Source organism: Stenotrophomonas sp. YJH_SMC_16, assembly GCF_059367875.1.
On record NZ_JCAFRH010000012.1, the window covers coordinates 76634 to 96012 of the forward strand.

A 19379-nucleotide genomic window follows, 5' to 3' on the forward strand; every position below is an offset into this window, starting at 1 on the left:
CCCATGCGTCAGATCATCCTCGATACCGAAACTACCGGCCTGGAGTGGAAGAAGGGCAACCGCATTGTCGAAATCGGCTGCGTGGAGCTGTTCAAGCGCCGCCCGACCGGCAACAACTACCACCAGTACATCAAGCCGGACTGTGAGTTCGAACAGGGCGCGCAGGAAGTCACCGGCCTGACCCTGGAGTTCCTCGATGACAAGCCGGACTTCGCGCAGATCGCCGACGAGTTCCTGGCCTTCATCGATGGCGCCGAACTGATCATCCATAACGCCGCGTTCGACCTCGGCTTCCTCGACAACGAGCTGTCGCTGCTGGGGCCGCAGTACGGGAAGATCACCGACCGCTGCACCGTGATCGATACCCTGGTGATGGCGCGCGAGCGCTTCCCGGGCCAGCGCAATTCGCTGGATGCGCTGTGCAAGCGGCTGGGCGTGGACAACTCGCACCGTGCACTGCACGGCGGCCTGCTCGATGCGCAGATCCTGGGCGACGTCTACATCGCGCTGACCTCGGGCCAGGAGGAAATCGGCTTCGGCCTGAGCGATGACGATGGCGGTGGTGCCGGTGCGGCGCTGCAGGCCTTCGACACCAGCAAGCTGCTGCCGCGCCCGCGCGTGGTGGCCACGCCGTCGGAACTGGAAGCGCATGCCGCGCGACTGGAGCGGCTGCGCAAGAAGGCTGGCCACGCGCTGTGGGATGGCCCGAAGGTGGAAGAGCCCGCCAGCGCATAAACATCCACGCATGGCGTGGATCTACTGTAGAGCCGAGCCCATGCTCGGCTCATGCACCAGGTTCAGTGGCAGCGCACCAGGATGACGCTGATGTTGTCGCGGCCACCGCCGTCGAGCGCGGCCGCGACCAGCGTATCCACGCACTCCTGCGCGCTGGCATCGTCGAAGGCGAGGGTGCGGGCGATGCCGCGGTCGTCCACTTCCTCGGTCAGTCCGTCACTGCACAGCAGCAGTTGCATGCCCGGGCGCAGTTCACCGCTGGTGGTGGCCACGTTCAGATGCGCCGGATCGGTCACGCCCAGCGCCTGGGTGACCACGTTGCGATGCGGATGTGCGCGCGCCTGTTCGGCGGTCAGGTTGCCCTGCGCGACCAGTTCCTGCACCACGCTGTGGTCCTGGCTGAGCTGCGCAAGTTGGCCGTCGCGCCACAGGTAGGCGCGGCTGTCGCCGACCCACGCCACTTCATAGCGATTGCCCTGCACGCGCGCGGCAACCACGGTGGTGCCCATCGGCAGCGTGTCGTTGCGTCGGCGCGAGGCGCGGATGATCTCTTCGTCGGCGGTGCGGATGGCCTGCGCCAGCGGCGCGCCGCGGCGGATCTCGCGCACGATGGTCTCGCGTGCCAGCGCGCTTGCCACTTCGCCGCAGGCGGGTCCGCCCATGCCGTCGGCCACCAGCCACAAGGCCAGCTCGCTGTCACCGTAGTAGGTGTCCTCGTTGAGCTCGCGGCGCATGCCGGGGTGGGTGAGGTGTCCGAATTCGATCATGGGGGGCTGGGGCGGGGTGTTGCTGGGGAGACAGGCATCATCGGGTGACGGCACGCATCCGGCAAGGCATGCGCTCAGGAAATTTTCACTTCGTTGGCCGGAATGACTTGTCGTCGGCCTCACTTCCTCGTATGATGCGCGTCCCCGGTCCGCCGGGGACCACCCGGAGAGGTGGCAGAGTGGTTGAATGTACCTGACTCGAAATCAGGCAGGCGTTTATAGCGCCTCGGGGGTTCGAATCCCCCCCTCTCCGCCAGATAAAGAAAAAGGGCTGCCGAAAGGCAGCCCTTTTTCTTTATCTGGCGCGGGACGCGACGCGCGTTGCGCGTCGCCCCACGCGTTGCTGTGCAACGCGTGGGCCCCTCCCTTTGCCGGCCTCTCCCCGCCCCTGTCGGGGCAGCCCCTCAACAGAGGGGCTTGTTCCTCCAGATGGATCTACCTGTCCCATCGCGAGCTGCGGGTTAAACTGGACGCATCACCTGCTGGAGCTTTTCCCCATGACCGCTGAAATCCTCGTCCCCGTTTCTTTCGGCGAGCTGCTGGACAAGATCTCGATCCTGCAGATCAAGTCCGAGCGCATCAGCGACGAGGGCAAGCTGGCCAATGTGCGCAAGGAGCTGTCGGCGCTGGAGCAGACCTGGATGGCACACCCGGCGGCGGTGAAGGACATCGCCAAGCTGCGTGCCGAGCTGAAGACGGTCAACGAGCAGCTGTGGGACATCGAGGACGACATCCGCCTGAAGGAGAAGGCGCAGGCGTTCGATCAGGGCTTCATCGACCTGGCGCGCAGTGTCTACCTGCGCAACGACGAACGCGCGCGCATCAAGAAGGCGATCAACCTGGCGCTGGGTTCGGCGTACGTGGAAGAGAAGTCCTACCAGGATTACGCGCAGCGCGCGTAATCCCCGGCAGCCTGCCGCTCACCCCAGGTGGTCGGCGACGTAGCGTTCGAACGCAGCGATACCGTCTTCGACAGTGATCAGTTCCATCACATCGTCGAACTCGATCTTGGTGCCCCACTTCAGATCCGCGGCCTGCTTGGCCAGGTACTTGCGCGCGGCATCATCGTAGCGGTCCACGCAGTAGCGGCGGTCGGAATAGGGACCGCTGCGGTTCGGGTTGCTGGCCGCATGCAGGCCCAGTACCTTGGCGCCCATCGCGTTGGCGATGTGCATCGGGCCTGAGTCCGGGGTCATCACCAGATTGGCGCGGGCCAGCAGTGCCGGCAGCTGCTTCAAGGTGTCCTTGCCGACCAGGTCCAGTGCCGGCGTGTGCAGCTGGGCCTGGATGGCATCGGCCATGCTGCGCTCCAGCTCGCTGCGGCCACCACACAGCACCACCCGCCAACCGCGCTGTGCGGCATGGTTGGCCACGGCTGCATAGCGGTCTGCATACCAGTTGCGGCGCACGTGGCTGGAACAGGGCGAGATCATCAGTACCGGTCGGCCATCGTCCTGCCATTGCGCGGCGGCCCACTCATACGCGGACTGCGGCACCGCCAGGTCCCAGCTGACCTCGGCCTGGCGCAGGCCAAGGGGTTCACAGAAGCTGCCGATGGCGTCCAGCACATGGATGCCGGGGCGGTCGGGGATGCGCTCGTTGATGAAGAGACCGTGCAGATCCTTCGATCGGCTGCGGTCGTAGCCGATGCGACGCTCTGCGGGAATGAAGGCCGACAGCAGGTTGGCGCGGAACGCCACCTGCATCTGCAGCAGCGCTTCAAAGCGCCCCGGTGGCAGCTGCCTGCGCAGTTCCTTGACCCCGGCCATGCCGCTCTTCTTGTCGTAGGCATGGAAGGTGACGCCAGGCAGGCCGTCGAGCAGCTTGTGGCCGGCCTTGTCGATGATCCAGTGGATCGGCGTGTCCGGACGCGCAGCCTGCAGGGTGCGCACCAGGGGCACCACGTGGGTGACATCGCCGAGTGCGGACAGGCGCAGGAGGCACAAGGAGGAGGACGCTGATGCCATGTGTTGTTAGACTCAATGAAATGGTCGCATTCGACGCCAATGAAGCGCTGACGCCATGCCGCGAGGGTCGCGGCATCGGGGCCATTCTGTTCGACCGCGAGCGGCTGCGGCAAGCCGAGATCGGCCTGTTCTCGCCCCAGCACTGGGGAAGCAGGGCCCGGCCGGTGGGTGAGGGCGGCCGTGGCAGCGCTTGGTTGGTCGATGCGCCGTTCGGCCCCAGCGTGCTGCGCCACTACCTGCGCGGTGGCCTGGCGGCGAAGATCAGCCATGACCAGTACTTCTGGCGCGGCGCGGACCGGACCCGCAGTTTCGCCGAATTCCGGCTGATGCGCGCGCTGCGCGAGAGGAAGCTGCCGGTGCCACGGCCGATCGCCGCGTTCTACATGCGCGAGGGCCTGCGCTACCGGGCCGCGATCCTGATGGAGCGGATCGAGGGTGTCCGTTCGCTGGCCGACCGTGCGCTGGTCGCTGGCCGGGGCGCACCGTGGGAGGAAACCGGGCGGCTGATCGCGCGCTTCCACCGTGCCGGCCTGGACCATGCCGACCTCAATGCGCACAACATCCTGTTCGACGGCAATGGCCATGGCTGGCTGATCGACTTCGACCGCGGGGTGATCCGCATCCCGGCGACCGCCTGGCGCGAACGCAATCTCAAGCGCCTGCTGCGCTCGCTGATCAAGCTGCGCGGCGAGCGCAGCATGGAAGACGTGCAGAAGGACTTCGCGCGGCTGCGCCGCGCCTATGACATGGCCTGGAACCGGGGCACCTGATGGACTGGTCGTTGCGTTTCCTCGGCGTCGGCAATGCGTCGGCGGTCGAGCTGGGGTCGCCGATGTCGGTGATCGAGCGGGACGGGCGTCCGTGGCTGACCATCGACTGCGGCGGTGAAGGCCTGACCGCGTTCAAGGCGCACTACGGCCACATGCCGCAGGCGTTGTTCGTCACCCATGTGCACCTGGACCACGTGGCGGGCTTCGAGCGCCTGTTCGTCGATACCTTCTTCAATGCGCACCGGCGCGGCAAGGTGCGCCTGTATGTGCCTGCCACGGTGGTGCCGCTGCTGCACAAGCGCATCGGGGATTACCCGAACGTGCTGGCCGAGGGCGGCGCCAACTTCTGGGATGCGTTCCAGCTGATCGTGGTGGGCGAGGCGTTCTGGCATGAGGGCGTGCGCCTGGAGGTGTTCCCGGTGCGCCACCATTGGCCGGAGACGGCCTATGGCCTGCGCCTGCAGGGCGCGCTGACCTGGAGCGGCGATACCCGGCCGATTCCGGAGATGCTGGCCCGTTTCGCCAACGAAAACGAACTGATCGCGCACGACTGCGGCCTGCACGGCAACCCGTCGCATACCGGTGTGGACGACCTGGAGCGCGAGTACAGCGCCGAGCTGCAGTCCCGGATGATGCTCTACCACTACGCCAGCGTGGCTGACGGTGTGGCGCTGGCCGCGCGCGGCCACCGCGTCGCCCAGCCGGGGCAGTGCGTGCGGTTGGCGAGCCCGACGGCGCCGCACGTGCTGGCGCAGGATCCGCCGTGAGCGGTGTTGGCCAGCCCGCCGACGCGGCGCTGGCGGCCGAACTGGAGGCGCTGGAACGCGCGCTGCATGCGCCGCAGGTGCGGGGGGATCGCGAGTCCCTTGCGGCCCTGCTGGACGAGGATTTCAGCGAGATCGGCAGCTCCGGGCAATGCTACGGCCTTGATGCGGCGTTGCAGGAGATCCCCTTGGAGCGCGCGCAGGTGCTGATCGAATCGGAACGGTACGCGGTGTGGTTGTTGGCCGACGGTCTGGCCCAGGTGCGCTACCGCAGCCGCCATCACGTCGATGGGCAGGCGCAGCGCTGGGTGCTGCGCAGCTCGCTGTGGCGCCGGCATGGGCAACGGTGGCGCGTGGTGTTCCATCAGGGCACGCCCGAGGCGCGGTAGCACCGGGCCATGCTCGGCGCACGGCGCCAACCAAGGTTGGCATCTACCAGAGGCGGGGCGTCGCCGGAAAAGGCGATGGCCCCGCCGGCTGACCTCGGCGCCCGCGTCGATCGATACCGTTGCTGCCTTCCGGCCCTGGCGGGATTTTCGACCTAGCGTCGCGAGGGGCCGACGGGGCCACCATAGAGACGTTGGCCGCCCAGTGGGCGGCCGGTTCACCGATCAGGGGAAGCAGCGCGCGATGCGCCGGAGACCACAGCCGGACTGCACATCGGCTGGCCGATGGCAGAACGCAACTATAGCGCAGGCAGGTACATCGACGCCAGCTTCGTGCACTGAATCGGCTGTAACCCGCGTCTGCTGGCAACGCCCCGGCGCGACCGGCGTTGCTAGAATGCCGGCCAGGAGGAACGACCTCCCCCACATCGGGAATCAATGACCAGGACGGCCTGGCCCTACCAAGAGGAGGGCTGTCATGGCCTGGATCTATCTGTTGTTCGCCGGCCTGCTGGAAATCGTCTGGGCCGTGTCCATGAAGCAGTCCGAAGGCTTCACCAAGCTCACCCCCACCGTGGTCACGATCATCGGCATGATCGCCAGCTTCTGGCTGCTGGCGGTGGCCATGCGCAGCCTGCCATTGGGTACCGCCTATACGATCTGGACCGGCATCGGTGCGGTAGGCGCGTTCGTGGTCGGCATCGTGTTCCTCGGTGAGCAGGTCAGCCCGATGCGGATCGGTGCAGCGGTCTTGATCGTGTCCGGGCTGGTGCTGATGAAACTCTCCAGCAGCTGAATGCATTTAGTTGAGCGGGGAATGGATTCCCCGCGTCCTGCAGGTATATGCATTTTCGGCAAAGCCATTTTGTCCGCTCGTTTTATTTGACGCACGTCATGAAAATAACGAGCGTGATTCACATGCCGCTGGCGCCATCGGACGCACAGTGCCGCCATTCGTCATGCGAAACCGGGGAGTTTTCGCCTTGACGGACACGCCGGCGCACCTTTTTCAGGGGGCGTCGCGTGAAGATGTGAAGATTTTCAGGAGTTAATGCCGCCAGGCCTTGTTCCCGTATCGGGAGCCGGGATGGGCCGCATCGTCTTCAAAAAACCTGCCCGCAGTGCCATCCGGTCTTTTCATGGAGATTTACCGATGAACCGCATTTACCGTCTGGTTTTCAATCGTGCCCTCGGCGTAATGCAGGTTGCCTCGGAGGTCGCCCAGAATCCCGGCGGAAGTGCGATTACCGCGAAGCGGCCACCGCGATTGCGGGCGCATCAGCTGGCGGTCGCACTGGCAGCCACCTTGGCCAGCGGTTCGGCGTTCGCAGCGTGCAACACCGTCGGCAACACAGTCACTTGCCCGACAGGCTCAAGCACCAACTCGCTGGCCAACAGCATCAATGGCGTAACCCTGGATATCCAGACCGGCGCCCAGCTCAGCGTGCCGCCGATCGTGGGTGGTAGTGCGGTGACCTTGAACGGCAACGGCATTACCGTGAACAACCAGGGCACGGTCGATCCCACCATCAGCGGTGGCCTGAGCCTGGCGGCGTCGGGCATGGTGCTGGGCAACAACACCGTTGGTGGAAACACCATCAGCGTCAACAATCAGGCAGGCGGGGCGATCAAAGGCCTGGTCAACATCGGTTCCATCTTCGGTTTCGGCGGACAGGCGCTGGTGGTGCAGAATGCTTCCGGCGGTGTCAGCAACATCGTCAACGCCGGTAGTGTGGACATGTCGATCTTTGGTGTAGGCCTGTTGACCACGGCTGATGCGGCATCGATCGTCAGCTACGGTGGTGCGCAGACCACTCTCGACAACACCGGCACCATTACCGGCCGCATAGGGTTCCAGGGTTCGGCCACGGCGGGGGCCGGCAATACCTTCCTCAACGCAGGAACCATCAACGGCAGTGTGAACCTGGGCAGTTCGGTCACCGGCAACACCTTCACCGCCGTGTCTGGTTCCAGCGTCAATACCGCCGGTATCGGCGTGGCCGGGCAGGTCGGCGCGCTTGCGGTGAATCTGGCCGCGGCCGGCATCGTCGACGGTGGTTCGGCGTCCAACAACAGCCTGGTGCTGCAGAACAGCGCCACCGGCCCGGGCAGCGGTACCGGTGGGGCGGTGACCACGCTGGGCTGGAACCAGTACATCAACTTCCAGAGGCTCACCGTCAACAGCGGTACCTGGAACCTGCAGGGTGCGTGGGCTGGTGCAGGCACGACCACGCTCAATGATGGCCTGATCAATTTCAACAATGCCGGTTCGTTCGGCACAGGGCTGTTCACCGCCAACGGCGGTGCCATCGCCTCCTCCACGGCCGGTCTGAACCTGACCAACGCTTTCAGCCTCGGTGGCAATCTGTCCCTGGCAGGGACCAATGCATTCGGCCTGAGTGGCGTGCTTTCAGGCGCTGGTGGGCTGACGGTCAACAACACCGGCATCGTTACTCTCGGCGGCGCAAACGTGTTCTCCGGCGGCGTCAACCTCAATGCGGGCGGCCTGCTGCTGGGCAATGCCGGTGCACTGGGCCTCGGCAACTTGACCGTAGGTGGCAGCGCCTCGCTGGATACGACGGCGGGCATCAACCTGGGCAACAACCTGGTGGTCAATGGCGGGGGCTCGCTGAACCTGCTGGGCAGCAATGCGCTGACATTGAGTGGCTCGATTTCCGGTGCCGGCAACGTGACCAAGAACGGCGCGGGCACGCTGACCTTGAATGGTGCCAATTCGCTGACCGGCAACTTCAACCTGGCCGGGGGCGCGTTGGCGCTGGGCGCGGGTGGCAGCCTGTCGTCCAACGGTGCGATCACGCTGGGCGTTGGTACCAGCCTGGATCTTTCAGCGGCGACCAACCAGACCATCGGCTCGCTGGCCGGCCTCGGCGGTTCGGTCAATCTCGGCAGCCACACGCTGACCCTCGGTGGAGTGGGCGATACCAGTTATGCCGGCACGTTCGCCGCAGGCACCGGTGGTCTGATCAAGCTGGGTACCGGCGTACAGACCCTGTCCGGTGTCAATAACCTCAGCGGCGGCGTCGCGCTCAACGGCGGTGGCCTGCTGCTGGGCAACAACGCCGCGTTGGGCAGCGGCACGCTGTCTGTCGGCGGCAATGCCACGCTGGATGGCACGACCGGGTTGGCGTTGACCAATGCCGTCGACCTCGGTGCCGGCGCCAGCCTGAATCTGCTTGGCGGGCAGGCGCTCACGTTCAACGGGGTGATCGGTGGCGCCGGCGGCTTGATCAAGGATGGTGCATCGTCACTGACCCTCAACAGCGCCAATACGTTCGGCGGCGGTCTGGCGCTCAACGCCGGCAGCCTGGTGCTGGGCAATGGCGGTGCACTGGGAACCGGGGCACTGAACGTGGGCGGTGCGGTATCGCTCGACGCCAGCGCCGGCCTCACCGTGGGCAATGGCATCACGCTTGGTGCCGGTGGTTCGCTCACTGTGCTGGGCTCGAATGCGCTGACGCTGGGCGGTGTCATCGGCGGGAGCGGCAGCCTGGTCAAGAACGGCGCCTCCACGCTGACGCTGGGCGGCGCGAACACGTTCACCGGTGGGCTGGCGGTGAATGCCGGAACGGTGTCATTGGCCAGTGGTGGCAGCCTGGCGGCGACCGGCGCGGTCAGTCTGGCCGGCGCGGGCAGCACACTGGATATCTCGCTGGGGGGCAACCAGACCATCGGTGCGTTGTCCGGCGTGGCTGACAGCACCCTGGCGCTGGGCAGCAGCACGCTGACCTTCGGTGATGCCACCAACCAGACCTTCGCCGGCGTGATCGGCGGCACCGGTGGCCTGATCAAGCAGGGCACCGGCGTGCAGACGCTGACCAGCGCCAACACCTTCAGCGGTGGGGTAAATCTTGCCGCCGGTGGCCTGGTGCTGGGCAACGCCGGTGCGCTGGGAAGCGGTGCGCTGACCGTAAGTGGCAACGGTTCGCTGGACGCCACTGCTGCGCTGAACCTGGGCAATGCGATCAACCTCGGCGCGGCGTTGACCCTGCCGGGCAGCCAGAACCTGACCCTGGCCGGCAACATCACCGGCGCCGGCAGCCTGGTCAAGAACGGTGCGTCGACATTGACCTTGAACGGTACCAACACCTTCAGCGGTGGACTCAACGCGAACGCGGGCAGCCTGCTGCTGGGCAACAGCGGCGCGCTCGGTACGGGAGTATTGGGCATTGGCGGTAGCGTCACGCTCGATGGCGGCGCCCCGCTGAACCTGGTCAACAATGTGTCCCTGGGCGCGGGTGCCGCACTGTCGCTGCCGGGCTCGCAGGCGATCACGCTGGGTGGCGTGGTGTCCGGTGCCGGCAGGCTGGTGAAGAACGGTGCCAGCACGTTGACCCTCAACGGCGCCAACAGCTTCGGTGGTGGGCTGACCGCCAACGGCGGCGGCGTGTACTTGGGGAACATCAGCGCATTGGGCACCGGTGCACTGTCGGTGGGTGCCAATACCACGCTGGACAGTTCGGTAGCGTTGAACCTCGCCAACAACCTCAACCTCGGGGCAGGCGCAGCGCTGGATCTGCTGGGCAGCCAGAACGTGTCGCTGGGCGGTCTCATCAGCGGCACTGGCAGCCTGGTCAAGAACGGTACGGCCACGCTGGCATTGAATGGACCCAATACGTTCAGCGGAGGGATCGGCCTCAACGCGGGCCTGTTGCAGCTGGGCAATGCGCAGGCACTGGGTACCGGCCAGCTGGACGTAGGCGGTAGCGCTTCGCTGGATGCGACGACAGCGATTGCGGTAGGCAACACAATCGGCCTTGCCGCCGGTGCCAACCTCTCCGTGCTGGGCAGCAATGACCTGACGCTCACCGGTCCGGTATTCGGTGCTGGCGGGCTGATCAAGGACGGTGCCGCGCGTCTCACGCTGTCCGGCGCCAACGTCTACACTGGTGGCACCACCATCAACGCCGGCACGCTGGCGCTGGGGGCAGGCGGCAGTCTTGCCGCGGCCGGTGCGGTGGATCTTGCTGGTGCCGGTGCGACGCTGGACATCTCCGCAGCCGGTGCAGCGCAGACCATCGGCGCGTTGAACGGCGTGGCGGGCAGCCAACTTGCACTGGGCGCGCAATCGCTGACCTTTGGCGGCGCCAGCAATGGCAGCTTTGCCGGCGTGATCGGCGGCACCGGCGGCCTGGTCAAGGCCGGTGCAGGCGTGCAGACGCTGTCCGGTGCCAATACCTTCAGTGGTGGCCTTGCGCTCAATGCGGGTGGCCTGATTCTCGGCAACGCCAGCGCGCTTGGTACGGGTGCGCTCGGTATTGGCGGCACCACCACGCTCGACAGCACCGTGGCGCTGAACCTGGCCAATGCGGTGAACTTCGGTGCCGGTACGCAGCTGACGCTGGGGGGCAGCACTGATGTCACCCTCGGTGGCGTGGTGGCCGGCAATGGCAGCCTGATCAAGAATGGTGCGGGCCTGCTGACCCTCAACAACACCAATACATTCGGTGGCGGCCTGACTTTGAATGGCGGCGGCCTGGTGGTTGGCGCGAATGATGCGCTGGGTACCGGCACGCTGGCGGTGAATGCCAGCACCACCCTGGATGCGGGCGCTGCGGTGACGCTGGGCAACGCCGTGAACCTGGGATCGGGCGTGGCACTGACCCTGCCGGGCAGCAACGCGCTGACCCTGGGCGGCATCGTGGCCGGCAATGGCAGCCTGATCAAGAATGGTGCCACCACGCTGACGCTGTCCGGTGCCAATACCTACTCCGGCGGTACCACCATCAACGCCGGTACGCTGGCGCTGGGCATGGGCGGCAGTCTTGCCGCAGCGGGTGATATCACGCTGGGCGCAGGTGCTGGCTTCGATATCTCCGGTGCCGGCAGCAGCCAGACCATCGGCGCGCTCAACGGTGCGGGCGGAAGCACGCTGACACTGGGCGGCAATTCGTTGACCTTCGGCACGACCGGCAATGCCGCGTTCGACGGCGTGATCAGTGGCGGTGGCGGTCTGATCAAGGTGGGCGCGGGCGTACAGACGTTGTCCGGCGCCAACACCTTTAGCGGCGGCGTGACACTCAACGCAGGCGGGCTGGTCCTGGGAAATGACGCGGCGCTGGGCAGCGGCGCATTGACCGTTGGTGGTGCCGCCACGCTGGATACCACCGGCCTGGCAGCGCTGACCAACAACATCGCGCTCAATGCCGGGTTGACCGTGCTCGGCAGCAATGCGCTGACGCTCAACGGTGTTCTTTCCGGGGCCGGCAGCCTGACTAAGAATGGCGGCGCAACGCTGACCTTGAATGGCATCAACACGTATACCGGTGGTACCAACATCAACGCCGGCACGCTGGCGCTGGGGGCCGGTGCCAGCCTGTCAGCGAGCGGTACTGTGAACCTCGCCACAGGCGCCACGCTGGATCTGTCTGCCGGCAGCGGCACGCAGCAGTTCGGCACGCTGGTCGGCAACGGCACGGTGAACCTCGGCGCCAACTCGATCGAAGTTGGCGGCGCCACCGATGGCACCTTCAGTGGTTCGATCGCAGGCACGGGTGGGCTGACCAAGGTGGGGGCAGGCATCGAGACGTTGACCGGTGCCAACACCTACACCGGCGGCACCTTCATCAACGCCGGCACGCTGGCGATTGGTCCGGGCGGCAGCCTGGCCGCGACCGGCGCGGTGACGCTGAGCGCTGCAGGCACCGGCTTCGATATCTCCACCGCAGGGGCCAGCCAGACCATCGGGTCGTTGAACGGCGTGGCCGGCTCGACGGTGAGCCTGGGGGCACGGACACTGACACTCGATGGTGTGGGCAACAGCCTCTTCGATGGCGCGATTTCCGGCACCGGTGGCCTGGTCAAGAATGGCGCCGGCATCCTCACGCTGGGCGGCGCCAATCTGTTCAGTGGTGGCGTTGCACTCAACGGCGGTGGACTGGTGGTCGGCAACAACGCTGCGCTCGGCAGCGGTGCGTTGACGGTCGGAAGCAACGCGACACTGGATGCATCGACCGGCGTCAACCTGGCCAACAACATCAACCTCGCTTCGGGTGCCAATCTCGACCTGCTCGGCAGCCAGGCGCTGACACTGGGCGGTGTGATTTCCGGCACGGGCGGGCTGATCAAGGACGGTGCGGCCACCGTAACCCTGAGCGGTGCCAACACCTACACCGGGGGTACCACCATCAACAGTGGCACGCTGGCGATCGGTGCCGGTGGCAGCCTCGCCGCAACCGGCGCGGTGAACCTGGCCGGCACCGGCACGCTCGACATCTCGGCGGGCAACCAGGCCATCGGTTCGCTGGCCGGCGTGGCCGGCAGCACGGTGGCACTGGGCGGCAGCACGCTGACCCTGGGTGGTACCGTGGACAGCACTTTCAACGGTGCGATCAGCGGCAATGGCGGCCTGATCAAGAACGGCGCAGGCGTGCAGACGCTCAATGGCGCCAGCACCTTCAGCGGTGGCGTGGCGCTCAACGCGGGTGGCCTGGTGGTCGGCAACAACGCTGCGCTGGGCACCGGTGCGGTGACGGTTGGAGGCGCGGCTACGCTCGATTCGAACTCCGCGGTGACGCTGGCCAACAACTTCATCCTCAACAACGGATTGACCGTACTCGGCAGCAACAACCTCACCCTCAACGGCAACCTGAGTGGTACCGGCAGCCTGACCAAGGAGGGAGCAGCGACGCTGACCTTGAACGGCACCAATACCTATACCGGTGGCACCAACATCAACGCCGGTACGTTGGCACTGGGCGCCGGCGCGAGCCTGCACGCCAGTGGCATCGTCAACCTGGCCTCGGGTGCGACCTTCGATCTGTCGGCGGGTAGCGGTACGCAGCAGTTCGGTACCCTGATCGGCAGCGGTACGGTGAATCTGGGCGCGAACACGCTTACGATCGGAGGCGCTACCAATGGCACCTTCAGTGGTTCGGTGGCGGGCACCGGCGGCCTGGTCAAGGAAGGTTCGGGCACCCAGACGTTGACCGGCACCAATACCTTCACCGGTGGCACCACCATCAACGCTGGTACGCTGGCGATCGGCGCCGGTGGCAGCCTGGCTGCCACGGGTGCGGTGAATCTGGCCAACGCCGGTACCGCCTTTGACATCAGCGCGGGTGGCCCGCAGGCCATCGGCTCGCTGGCAGGCGTGGCCGGCAGCACCGTGGCGCTGGGTGGCAGCACGCTGACACTCAATGGCGTGGGCAACACTACGTTCGCTGGTGACATCACCGGCACCGGCGGCCTGGTGAAGAACGGCGCTGGGATCCAGGGCCTGACCGGCAGCAATACCTTCAGTGGCGGCGTGGCACTCAACGCCGGTGGCCTTGCCTTGGGCAACAACGGTGCACTGGGAACCGGCACGCTGACCGTGGGCGGCAATGCCAGCCTGGACGGCACCACCGCGCTGACCCTGGCCAACACCGTGCAGCTGGCCAGCGGCACGCTGACCCTGGCCGGCAGCAACGCGCTGACCTTGAACGGCCCGATCAGCGGTGCTGGCGGCCTGCTGAAGGATGGCGCAGCAACGGTCACCCTGGGCGGTGCCAGCACATATACCGGCACCACCACCATCAACAGCGGCACGCTGGCGGTGGCGGCCGGTGGCAGCCTGTCCGGTGCCAGCACGGTGAACCTGGCCGGCGCCGGCACGTTGGACATCAGTGCCGGTGGCAGTCAGAGCATCGGAGGCCTGGCCGGCGTAGCCGGATCCGGCGTGGTGCTGGGCGGTGCGACCCTGACCACCGGCGGTAACAACGGCAGCACCACCTTCGGCGGTGTGCTCAGTGGCACCGGCGGTCTGGTGCAGAGCGGTACCGGCATGCTGACCCTGAGCGGCGACAACGTCTATACCGGTGGCACCACCATCAACGGTGGTAGCACGCTGCAGATCGGCAACGGTGGCAGCACCGGTTCGGTGCTGGGCGACATCACCAACAATGGCAGCCTGGTCTACAACCTCGGTACCACGGCAACCGTGGGCGGCGTGGTCAGCGGCAGCGGCGGCCTCACCCAGGCTGGCAGCGGCACACTGGTGTTGACCGGCAATAACACCTACACCGGCGGTACCACCATCAATGCCGGTGGCACGCTGCAGGTCGGCAATGGCGGTGCGACCGGTGCGATCGTCGGTGACATCACCAACAACGGTGTGCTGGTGTCCAACGTGGCCGGCAACACCACGCTGGGCGGCACCATCAGCGGCGCCGGTGGCCTGACCCAGGCCGGTGCCGGCACGCTGACCCTGACCGGCAACAACACCTATACCGGCGGCACCACCATCAATACCGGCGGCACGCTGCAGGTCGGCAATGGCGGTGCGACCGGCGCGATCACCGGCAACGTCGCCAACAACGGCAGCCTGGTGTTCAATGTCGGTGGCAACACCACCGTCGGCGGTGCGATCAGTGGCAGTGGCGCGCTGACCCAGGCCGGTGCCGGCGTGCTGACCCTGGTCGGCAACAACAGCTACACCGGCGGCACCACCATCAATGCGGGTGGCACGCTGCAGGTCGGCAACGGCGGCGCCACAGGTTCGCTTGCCGGTGACATCACCAACAATGGTGCGTTGATTTCCAACGTGGCCGGCAATACCGCGCTGGGCGGCACCATCAGCGGTACGGGTGGCCTGACCCAAGCGGGCAGTGGGTCGCTGGTGCTGACCGGCACCAACACCTACACCGGCGGTACCACCATCAATGCCGGTGGCACGCTGCAGCTTGGCAACGGCGGTGCGACCGGCTCGATCGTCGGCGACGTCACCAACAACGGCACGCTGGTGTCCAACGTGGCGGGCAACACCACGCTGGGCGGCACCATCAGCGGCAGCGGCGGCCTGACCCAGGCCGGCAGCGGCACGCTGACCGTGACCGGCAACAACACCTATACCGGCCCGACCACCATCACTGCCGGTGGCACCCTGCAGGTGGGCAATGGCGGCGCGACCGGTGCGATTGGCGGCAGCGTCACCAACAACGGCAGCCTGGTGTTCAACGTGGGTGGCAACACCATCGTCGGCGGTGCCATCAGCGGCAGCGGTGGCCTGACCCAGGCCGGCACCGGCACGCTGATCCTAGGCGGCAACAACACCTATACCGGCGGCACCACCATCAACACCGGCGGCACGCTGCAGGTTGGCAACGGCGGCGCGAGCGGATCGATTGCCGGCAACGTCAGCAACAACGGCAGCCTGGTGTTCAACGTAGGTGGCAACACCACCGTTGGCGGCACCATCAGTGGCAGCGGTGGCCTGACCCAGGCCGGCAACGGCACCATCACGCTGACCGGCAACAACACCTACACCGGCGGCACCACCATCAATGCGGGTGGCACGGTGCAGGTCGGCAACGGCGGGGCCAGCGGTTCGGTCACCGGCAACATCACCAACAACGGTGGCCTGGTGATCAACACCGGTGGCACCACCACGCTGGGCGGCACCATCAGCGGTGGCGGCAGCATCGTGCAGGCCGGTCCGGGCGGTCTGAACCTCGGCGGCAACAGCGGTGGTTTCAGCGGTACCGGCCAGGTCACCGGCGGTGGCCTGAATGTCACCGGCAACATCGGCGGCCAGTGGACCATCGGCAGCGGCACCACGCTGTCCGGCACCGGCACCATCGGTGGCACCGGCGGTGGCGTGACTGTATCCAGCGGCGGCGTGCTGTCGCCGGGCAATGGTCCGGGCAACGGCAGCGGTGCGGGCAATGGCACCGGCACGATCACGGTGGGGGGCAACCTGACCCTGTCGCCGGGCAGCACGCTGGGCATCGATCTGGGTGCCACTGGCAGCGACACAGTGCAGGTGGGGGGAAGTGCCAGCGTGGGTGGCAGCACCGTGCAGGTGAACACCATTTCGCCGAGCACCAGCTACCAGCAGGGCCAGCAGTACACCGTGGTCAATGCGGGCGGTGGGGTGAGCGGGCAGTTCGCCTCGGCCACCACGCCGTCGGCCTTCCTGACCATCACCCCGGTCTATACCGCGAACACGGCCAACCTGCAGATCGACGTGGCGCAGACCGCGGCATTCACCACGGCGGCGAAGACGCGCAACCAGTACAGCACCGCCGCAGCGCTGGACAGCCTGCCGCAGAGTGGTTCGGCACTGGGCCTGTACAACACGCTGCTGATGTATGACGCGGGTACCGCGCGCGCTGCCTTCGACCAGCTGTCCGGTGAAGTGCATGCGGCCAGCCGCGCGGTGCTGCTGTACGACAATTACCTGGAAGAGGGTATCCGCCAGCGTCTGGGCAGTGAGTTGCCGACGGTGCGGGGCGAGCGTGCTTCGGCGTGGCTGGCCGGCAGTGGCAAGGTGTTCCGCCAGGACGGTGACGGCAACGGCGATGACATCCGCTCCAACCGCAATGCGCTGATGGCGGGCGTGGACTGGCAGCTGGGCGAGCACGTGGTGCTGGGTGCGGCCGCAGGCAACGAGCGGCTGGATACGCGCCTGTACGATCGCAGTTCGCGAGCCCGCCTGCGTGGCAACACGTTCGGCCTGTATGCACAGGGCCAGTGGAACAACGGCTTCGCGGTGGGGGGCAGCGTATCGCGCGGCGACTACCGTACGCGCACCACGCGTGAGGTGCCGCTGCTGGGCCAGACCTTGTACAGCCGCCAGGACTCGGATGTGACCATCGCGCAGGTGGAGGGCAGCTGGACCTGGACCCATGGCAAGACCCAGCTGCAGCCGTACGTGCAGTTCACCAAGCACTGGGTCGACAGCGATCGCGCAGTGGAGCAGGGTGGCACTGCTGCACTGGAGCTGGAAGGCGGCAAGGACACGCTCAATGTCAGCACCGTGGGCGTGCGTGGACGTTGGGATGTGGGCAGCGGCGAGCGCTTCCCGGCACAGCTGACGGTCGGCCTCGGCTGGCAGCACGCCTCGGGTGACACCGATGTGGCCAGCCGCAACCGCTTCGCCGTCGGTGGCAATGCGTTCGACGTCTACAGCGCGGTGATGGCACGCAATGCGCTGGTCAGTCAGGTCGGCGTGGCGGTTGGGCTCGGCCGCAACAGCCAGCTGTCGATGTTCGTGCAGGGCCAGCACGGCGATGGCCGCCGTGATGTTGGCGGGCAGATCAACCTGCGCGTAGGCTTCTGAGGGGAGCGGGCCAGCGGTAGATCCACGCACTGCGTGGATGGGGCCGGGGCGGGAGCGCTAGAGCTCCCGCTCCATTTCCACGGCGTCGATCCCGGCGCCGTGGCCATCGGGCACGATCCGCATCACGTGGAAGCCCAGCCCGGCATAGAAGCCCTGGGTGTGCTGGCTGGTACTGAGCGCGATGCGCTTGATCGAGGGATCCGCTTCAGCCTGGCGCAGGCGTGCCAGTGCCAGTTCGCGGCCCAGCCCCTGCCGGTGCAGCGCGCGCTGGACCATCCCCCAGCAGAAACCGGCACTGCCGTCGCCGCGTCGCGACAGGCCGCCACAGGCCACGATGCTGCCATCGCGCTCGATGACCTGGAATGCACAGTCCGTGGCTTGTTCGCGCAGGAAGCGTTCAAAGTCGCTGCGCTCTTCGGGCGCGAAGTAGGTGGGTACGTTGCTGTCGAAAATCGACAGGCAGGCGCTGGCATCTGTGGGGTAGTAGAGGCGGAGGTTCATGGGCCCACGATAGACGATCGCCAGTAGATCCACGCCATGCGTGGATTCATGGGCGTGATGCCGTGCGTTTATCCCTCAGGCCGAGATTCCCGCCAGCACCGCATACATCACCACGAAGCTCACCAGGAACAGGTAGACGCCGCCGATGGCCAGGTAGCGCAGCACGGTCAGCGCCTTGTTGCCGCCGTACACGCGTTGCTGCATCCACAGCAGATAGACCGGTACTGCCAGCCACAACAGTGCATACAGCCATTGGCTGACGGCGGCGAATGCGGGTGATGCGAGCGCGCTGCTGATGCCGGCGATGAGGAAGGTTGCCAGCAGCACCATCATCAGCCAGCAATGGCTGTACAGCGCCACCACCAGGTGTTCCAGATAGCCCATCGCCCGCGGAATGTAGGCGACGCGCAGTACCAGTGCGAACACCGGCATCAGGAAGAACAGGGCGCCGGGCAATGCGGTCAGGATCGCCTGCATGTACAGATCGGTCTTGCCCCCCATGCGCTGGATGTTGGCGTTGCCGTTGTGCAGGCGCTTGTTGAGCCAGTTGTTGGCGAACCGGGGCCAGCCGGCCATCACGATGGGGTTGGTGTCAGCGTCCCACGGTTTGCCGTTGACGGTGTGGTTGAAGAAAGTGCCGTTTTCCGTCGTGGCGGCCTCCTTGCCGGCACCGGTGAGCTCGGCTTTGCGCTGCGCGGCTGCGGCATTCACTGCAGCCCTGGCCATGGCGAAGCCGGCGTTGCCGGTGCCGGGTGAGTTGGCCTGTTGTTGGTCGATCAACGCCAGCTGCGCCGCGCGGGCGGCTTCGACCTGCTCCACTGTCGTGGTCTTGGCGTACACAGAGTTGGTGCCACCGCCGATGCTGAAATCGTCGACGTGCACGAAGAGCTTGCCGACGAAGAACGTAAACAGGGTGAGGATGACGAACAGCCGCAGGGGCTGCACGTATCCGACCCGGCGGCCCTTGAGGTAGTTCAGCGCGATGCGGCCCGGCACCCAGAGATCGCGCAGCGTGCGGAAGATACGCCCATCGAGATGCCAGAAGGATTCGAACACTTCTTCGATGGCATGACCCACATGCTTGAGCGGGTTGTGCGCCGATTGCCCGCAGCGATGGCAGTAGTGGCCGTGCAGGGCGGTGTCGCAGTTTTCGCAGGCGGCGTGAGCGCTGTCGATCGAGCTCATGGGCAATGGGCCAAGCGTCGGTTGAAGGCGCCTACGATAGCGAATTTTCAGGATTCGTTCAGGTTTGTTTTGGGGTGCTATCGAGCGTGCGTAAGGCGATCAAACGCATCCACGCATGGCGTGGATCTACCGACGTCTCTGGAGGAACAAGCCCCTCTGTTGAGGGGCTGCCCCGGCAGGGGCGGGGAGAGGCAGGCAAAGGGAGGGGCCCAAACGTTGCGCAGCAACGATTGGGGCGAAGCGCGC

At 66.3% G+C, this 19379-nt stretch carries 11 protein-coding genes, 1 tRNA gene and 1 other RNA gene; 8 read left to right on the forward strand and 5 right to left on the reverse strand.

Going from position 1 to position 19379, the window contains the following annotated elements:
* Positions 1-3 precede the first annotated feature (3 nt).
* Positions 4-735 (forward strand): DNA polymerase III subunit epsilon, encoded by a 732-nt coding sequence (dnaQ, locus tag AC5P6E_RS19955; protein WP_019336550.1) that lies wholly within the window; start codon positions 4-6, stop codon positions 733-735.
* Positions 736-797: 62 nt separating this feature from the next.
* On the opposite strand, the gene AC5P6E_RS19960 is transcribed toward dnaQ, so the two are convergent.
* Positions 798-1502 (reverse strand): PP2C family protein-serine/threonine phosphatase, encoded by a 705-nt coding sequence (locus AC5P6E_RS19960; RefSeq protein ID WP_010483871.1) that lies wholly within the window; start codon positions 1500-1502, stop codon positions 798-800.
* Positions 1503-1667: 165 nt separating this feature from the next.
* Here AC5P6E_RS19960 and AC5P6E_RS19965 point away from each other — a divergent pair.
* Positions 1668-1758, forward strand: a tRNA-Ser gene (locus tag AC5P6E_RS19965).
* A gap of 241 nt (positions 1759-1999) precedes the next feature.
* Positions 2000-2404 (forward strand): DUF6165 family protein, encoded by a 405-nt coding sequence (locus AC5P6E_RS19970; RefSeq protein ID WP_010483869.1) that lies wholly within the window; start codon positions 2000-2002, stop codon positions 2402-2404.
* Between the two features lie 18 nt (positions 2405-2422).
* On the opposite strand, the gene AC5P6E_RS19975 is transcribed toward AC5P6E_RS19970, so the two are convergent.
* Complete coding sequence (locus tag AC5P6E_RS19975) at positions 2423-3469, reverse strand: glycosyltransferase family 9 protein (RefSeq protein WP_010483867.1); 1047 nt, start codon at positions 3467-3469, stop codon at positions 2423-2425.
* Positions 3470-3489: 20 nt separating this feature from the next.
* Here AC5P6E_RS19975 and AC5P6E_RS19980 point away from each other — a divergent pair, with 20 nt between their 5' ends.
* The 3 genes from AC5P6E_RS19980 to AC5P6E_RS19990 are packed head-to-tail and all read left to right on the forward strand — an operon-like array spanning position 3490 to position 5392.
* The gene (locus AC5P6E_RS19980) at positions 3490-4239 is read left to right on the forward strand and encodes a 3-deoxy-D-manno-octulosonic acid kinase (RefSeq protein WP_279914729.1); all 750 of its coding nucleotides are present in this window, start codon (positions 3490-3492) and stop codon (positions 4237-4239) included.
* Complete coding sequence (locus AC5P6E_RS19985) at positions 4239-5006, forward strand: MBL fold metallo-hydrolase (protein WP_279914728.1); 768 nt, start codon at positions 4239-4241, stop codon at positions 5004-5006. The genes AC5P6E_RS19980 and AC5P6E_RS19985 overlap by 1 nt, the downstream gene beginning before the upstream one ends.
* Positions 5003-5392: a nuclear transport factor 2 family protein gene (locus tag AC5P6E_RS19990; RefSeq protein WP_019336675.1), complete on the forward strand. Its 390-nt coding sequence runs from the start codon at positions 5003-5005 to the stop codon at positions 5390-5392. Before AC5P6E_RS19985 ends, AC5P6E_RS19990 begins: the two co-directional genes overlap by 4 nt.
* A gap of 78 nt (positions 5393-5470) precedes the next feature.
* Here the strand turns inward: AC5P6E_RS19990 and ffs are convergent.
* Positions 5471-5567, reverse strand: an RNA gene (ffs, locus tag AC5P6E_RS19995) — signal recognition particle sRNA small type.
* 300 nt (positions 5568-5867) lie between these two features.
* On the opposite strand from ffs, the gene AC5P6E_RS20000 reads away from it, so the two are divergent.
* Together AC5P6E_RS20000 and AC5P6E_RS20005 are read left to right on the forward strand one after the other, a co-directional pair.
* Positions 5868-6185, forward strand: coding sequence for a DMT family transporter (locus tag AC5P6E_RS20000; protein WP_010483859.1), 318 nt, complete (start codon positions 5868-5870; stop codon positions 6183-6185).
* 357 nt (positions 6186-6542) lie between these two features.
* Positions 6543-17447 (forward strand): autotransporter-associated beta strand repeat-containing protein, encoded by a 10905-nt coding sequence (locus AC5P6E_RS20005; RefSeq protein ID WP_329834844.1) that lies wholly within the window; start codon positions 6543-6545, stop codon positions 17445-17447.
* A gap of 57 nt (positions 17448-17504) precedes the next feature.
* On the opposite strand, the gene AC5P6E_RS20010 is transcribed toward AC5P6E_RS20005, so the two are convergent.
* Complete coding sequence (locus tag AC5P6E_RS20010) at positions 17505-17948, reverse strand: GNAT family N-acetyltransferase (protein WP_019336546.1); 444 nt, start codon at positions 17946-17948, stop codon at positions 17505-17507.
* Between the two features lie 75 nt (positions 17949-18023).
* Complete coding sequence (locus AC5P6E_RS20015) at positions 18024-19133, reverse strand: DUF3667 domain-containing protein (RefSeq protein WP_019336547.1); 1110 nt, start codon at positions 19131-19133, stop codon at positions 18024-18026.
* Positions 19134-19379: the final 246 nt, after the last annotated feature.

What these genes read in the sequence shown, in the direction of transcription:
- dnaQ (WP_019336550.1), top strand. Translation starts at nt 4, where the DNA reads ATGCGTCAGATCATCCTCGATACCGAAACTACCGGCCTGGAGTGGAAG.
- AC5P6E_RS19960 (WP_010483871.1), bottom strand. Translation starts at nt 1,502, where the DNA reads ATGATCGAATTCGGACACCTCACCCACCCCGGCATGCGCCGCGAGCTC.
- AC5P6E_RS19970 (WP_010483869.1), top strand. Translation starts at nt 2,000, where the DNA reads ATGACCGCTGAAATCCTCGTCCCCGTTTCTTTCGGCGAGCTGCTGGAC.
- AC5P6E_RS19975 (WP_010483867.1), bottom strand. Translation starts at nt 3,469, where the DNA reads ATGGCATCAGCGTCCTCCTCCTTGTGCCTCCTGCGCCTGTCCGCACTC.
- AC5P6E_RS19980 (WP_279914729.1), top strand. Translation starts at nt 3,490, where the DNA reads ATGGTCGCATTCGACGCCAATGAAGCGCTGACGCCATGCCGCGAGGGT.
- AC5P6E_RS19985 (WP_279914728.1), top strand. Translation starts at nt 4,239, where the DNA reads ATGGACTGGTCGTTGCGTTTCCTCGGCGTCGGCAATGCGTCGGCGGTC.
- AC5P6E_RS20000 (WP_010483859.1), top strand. Translation starts at nt 5,868, where the DNA reads ATGGCCTGGATCTATCTGTTGTTCGCCGGCCTGCTGGAAATCGTCTGG.
- AC5P6E_RS20005 (WP_329834844.1), top strand. Translation starts at nt 6,543, where the DNA reads ATGAACCGCATTTACCGTCTGGTTTTCAATCGTGCCCTCGGCGTAATG.
- AC5P6E_RS20010 (WP_019336546.1), bottom strand. Translation starts at nt 17,948, where the DNA reads ATGAACCTCCGCCTCTACTACCCCACAGATGCCAGCGCCTGCCTGTCG.
- AC5P6E_RS20015 (WP_019336547.1), bottom strand. Translation starts at nt 19,133, where the DNA reads ATGAGCTCGATCGACAGCGCTCACGCCGCCTGCGAAAACTGCGACACC.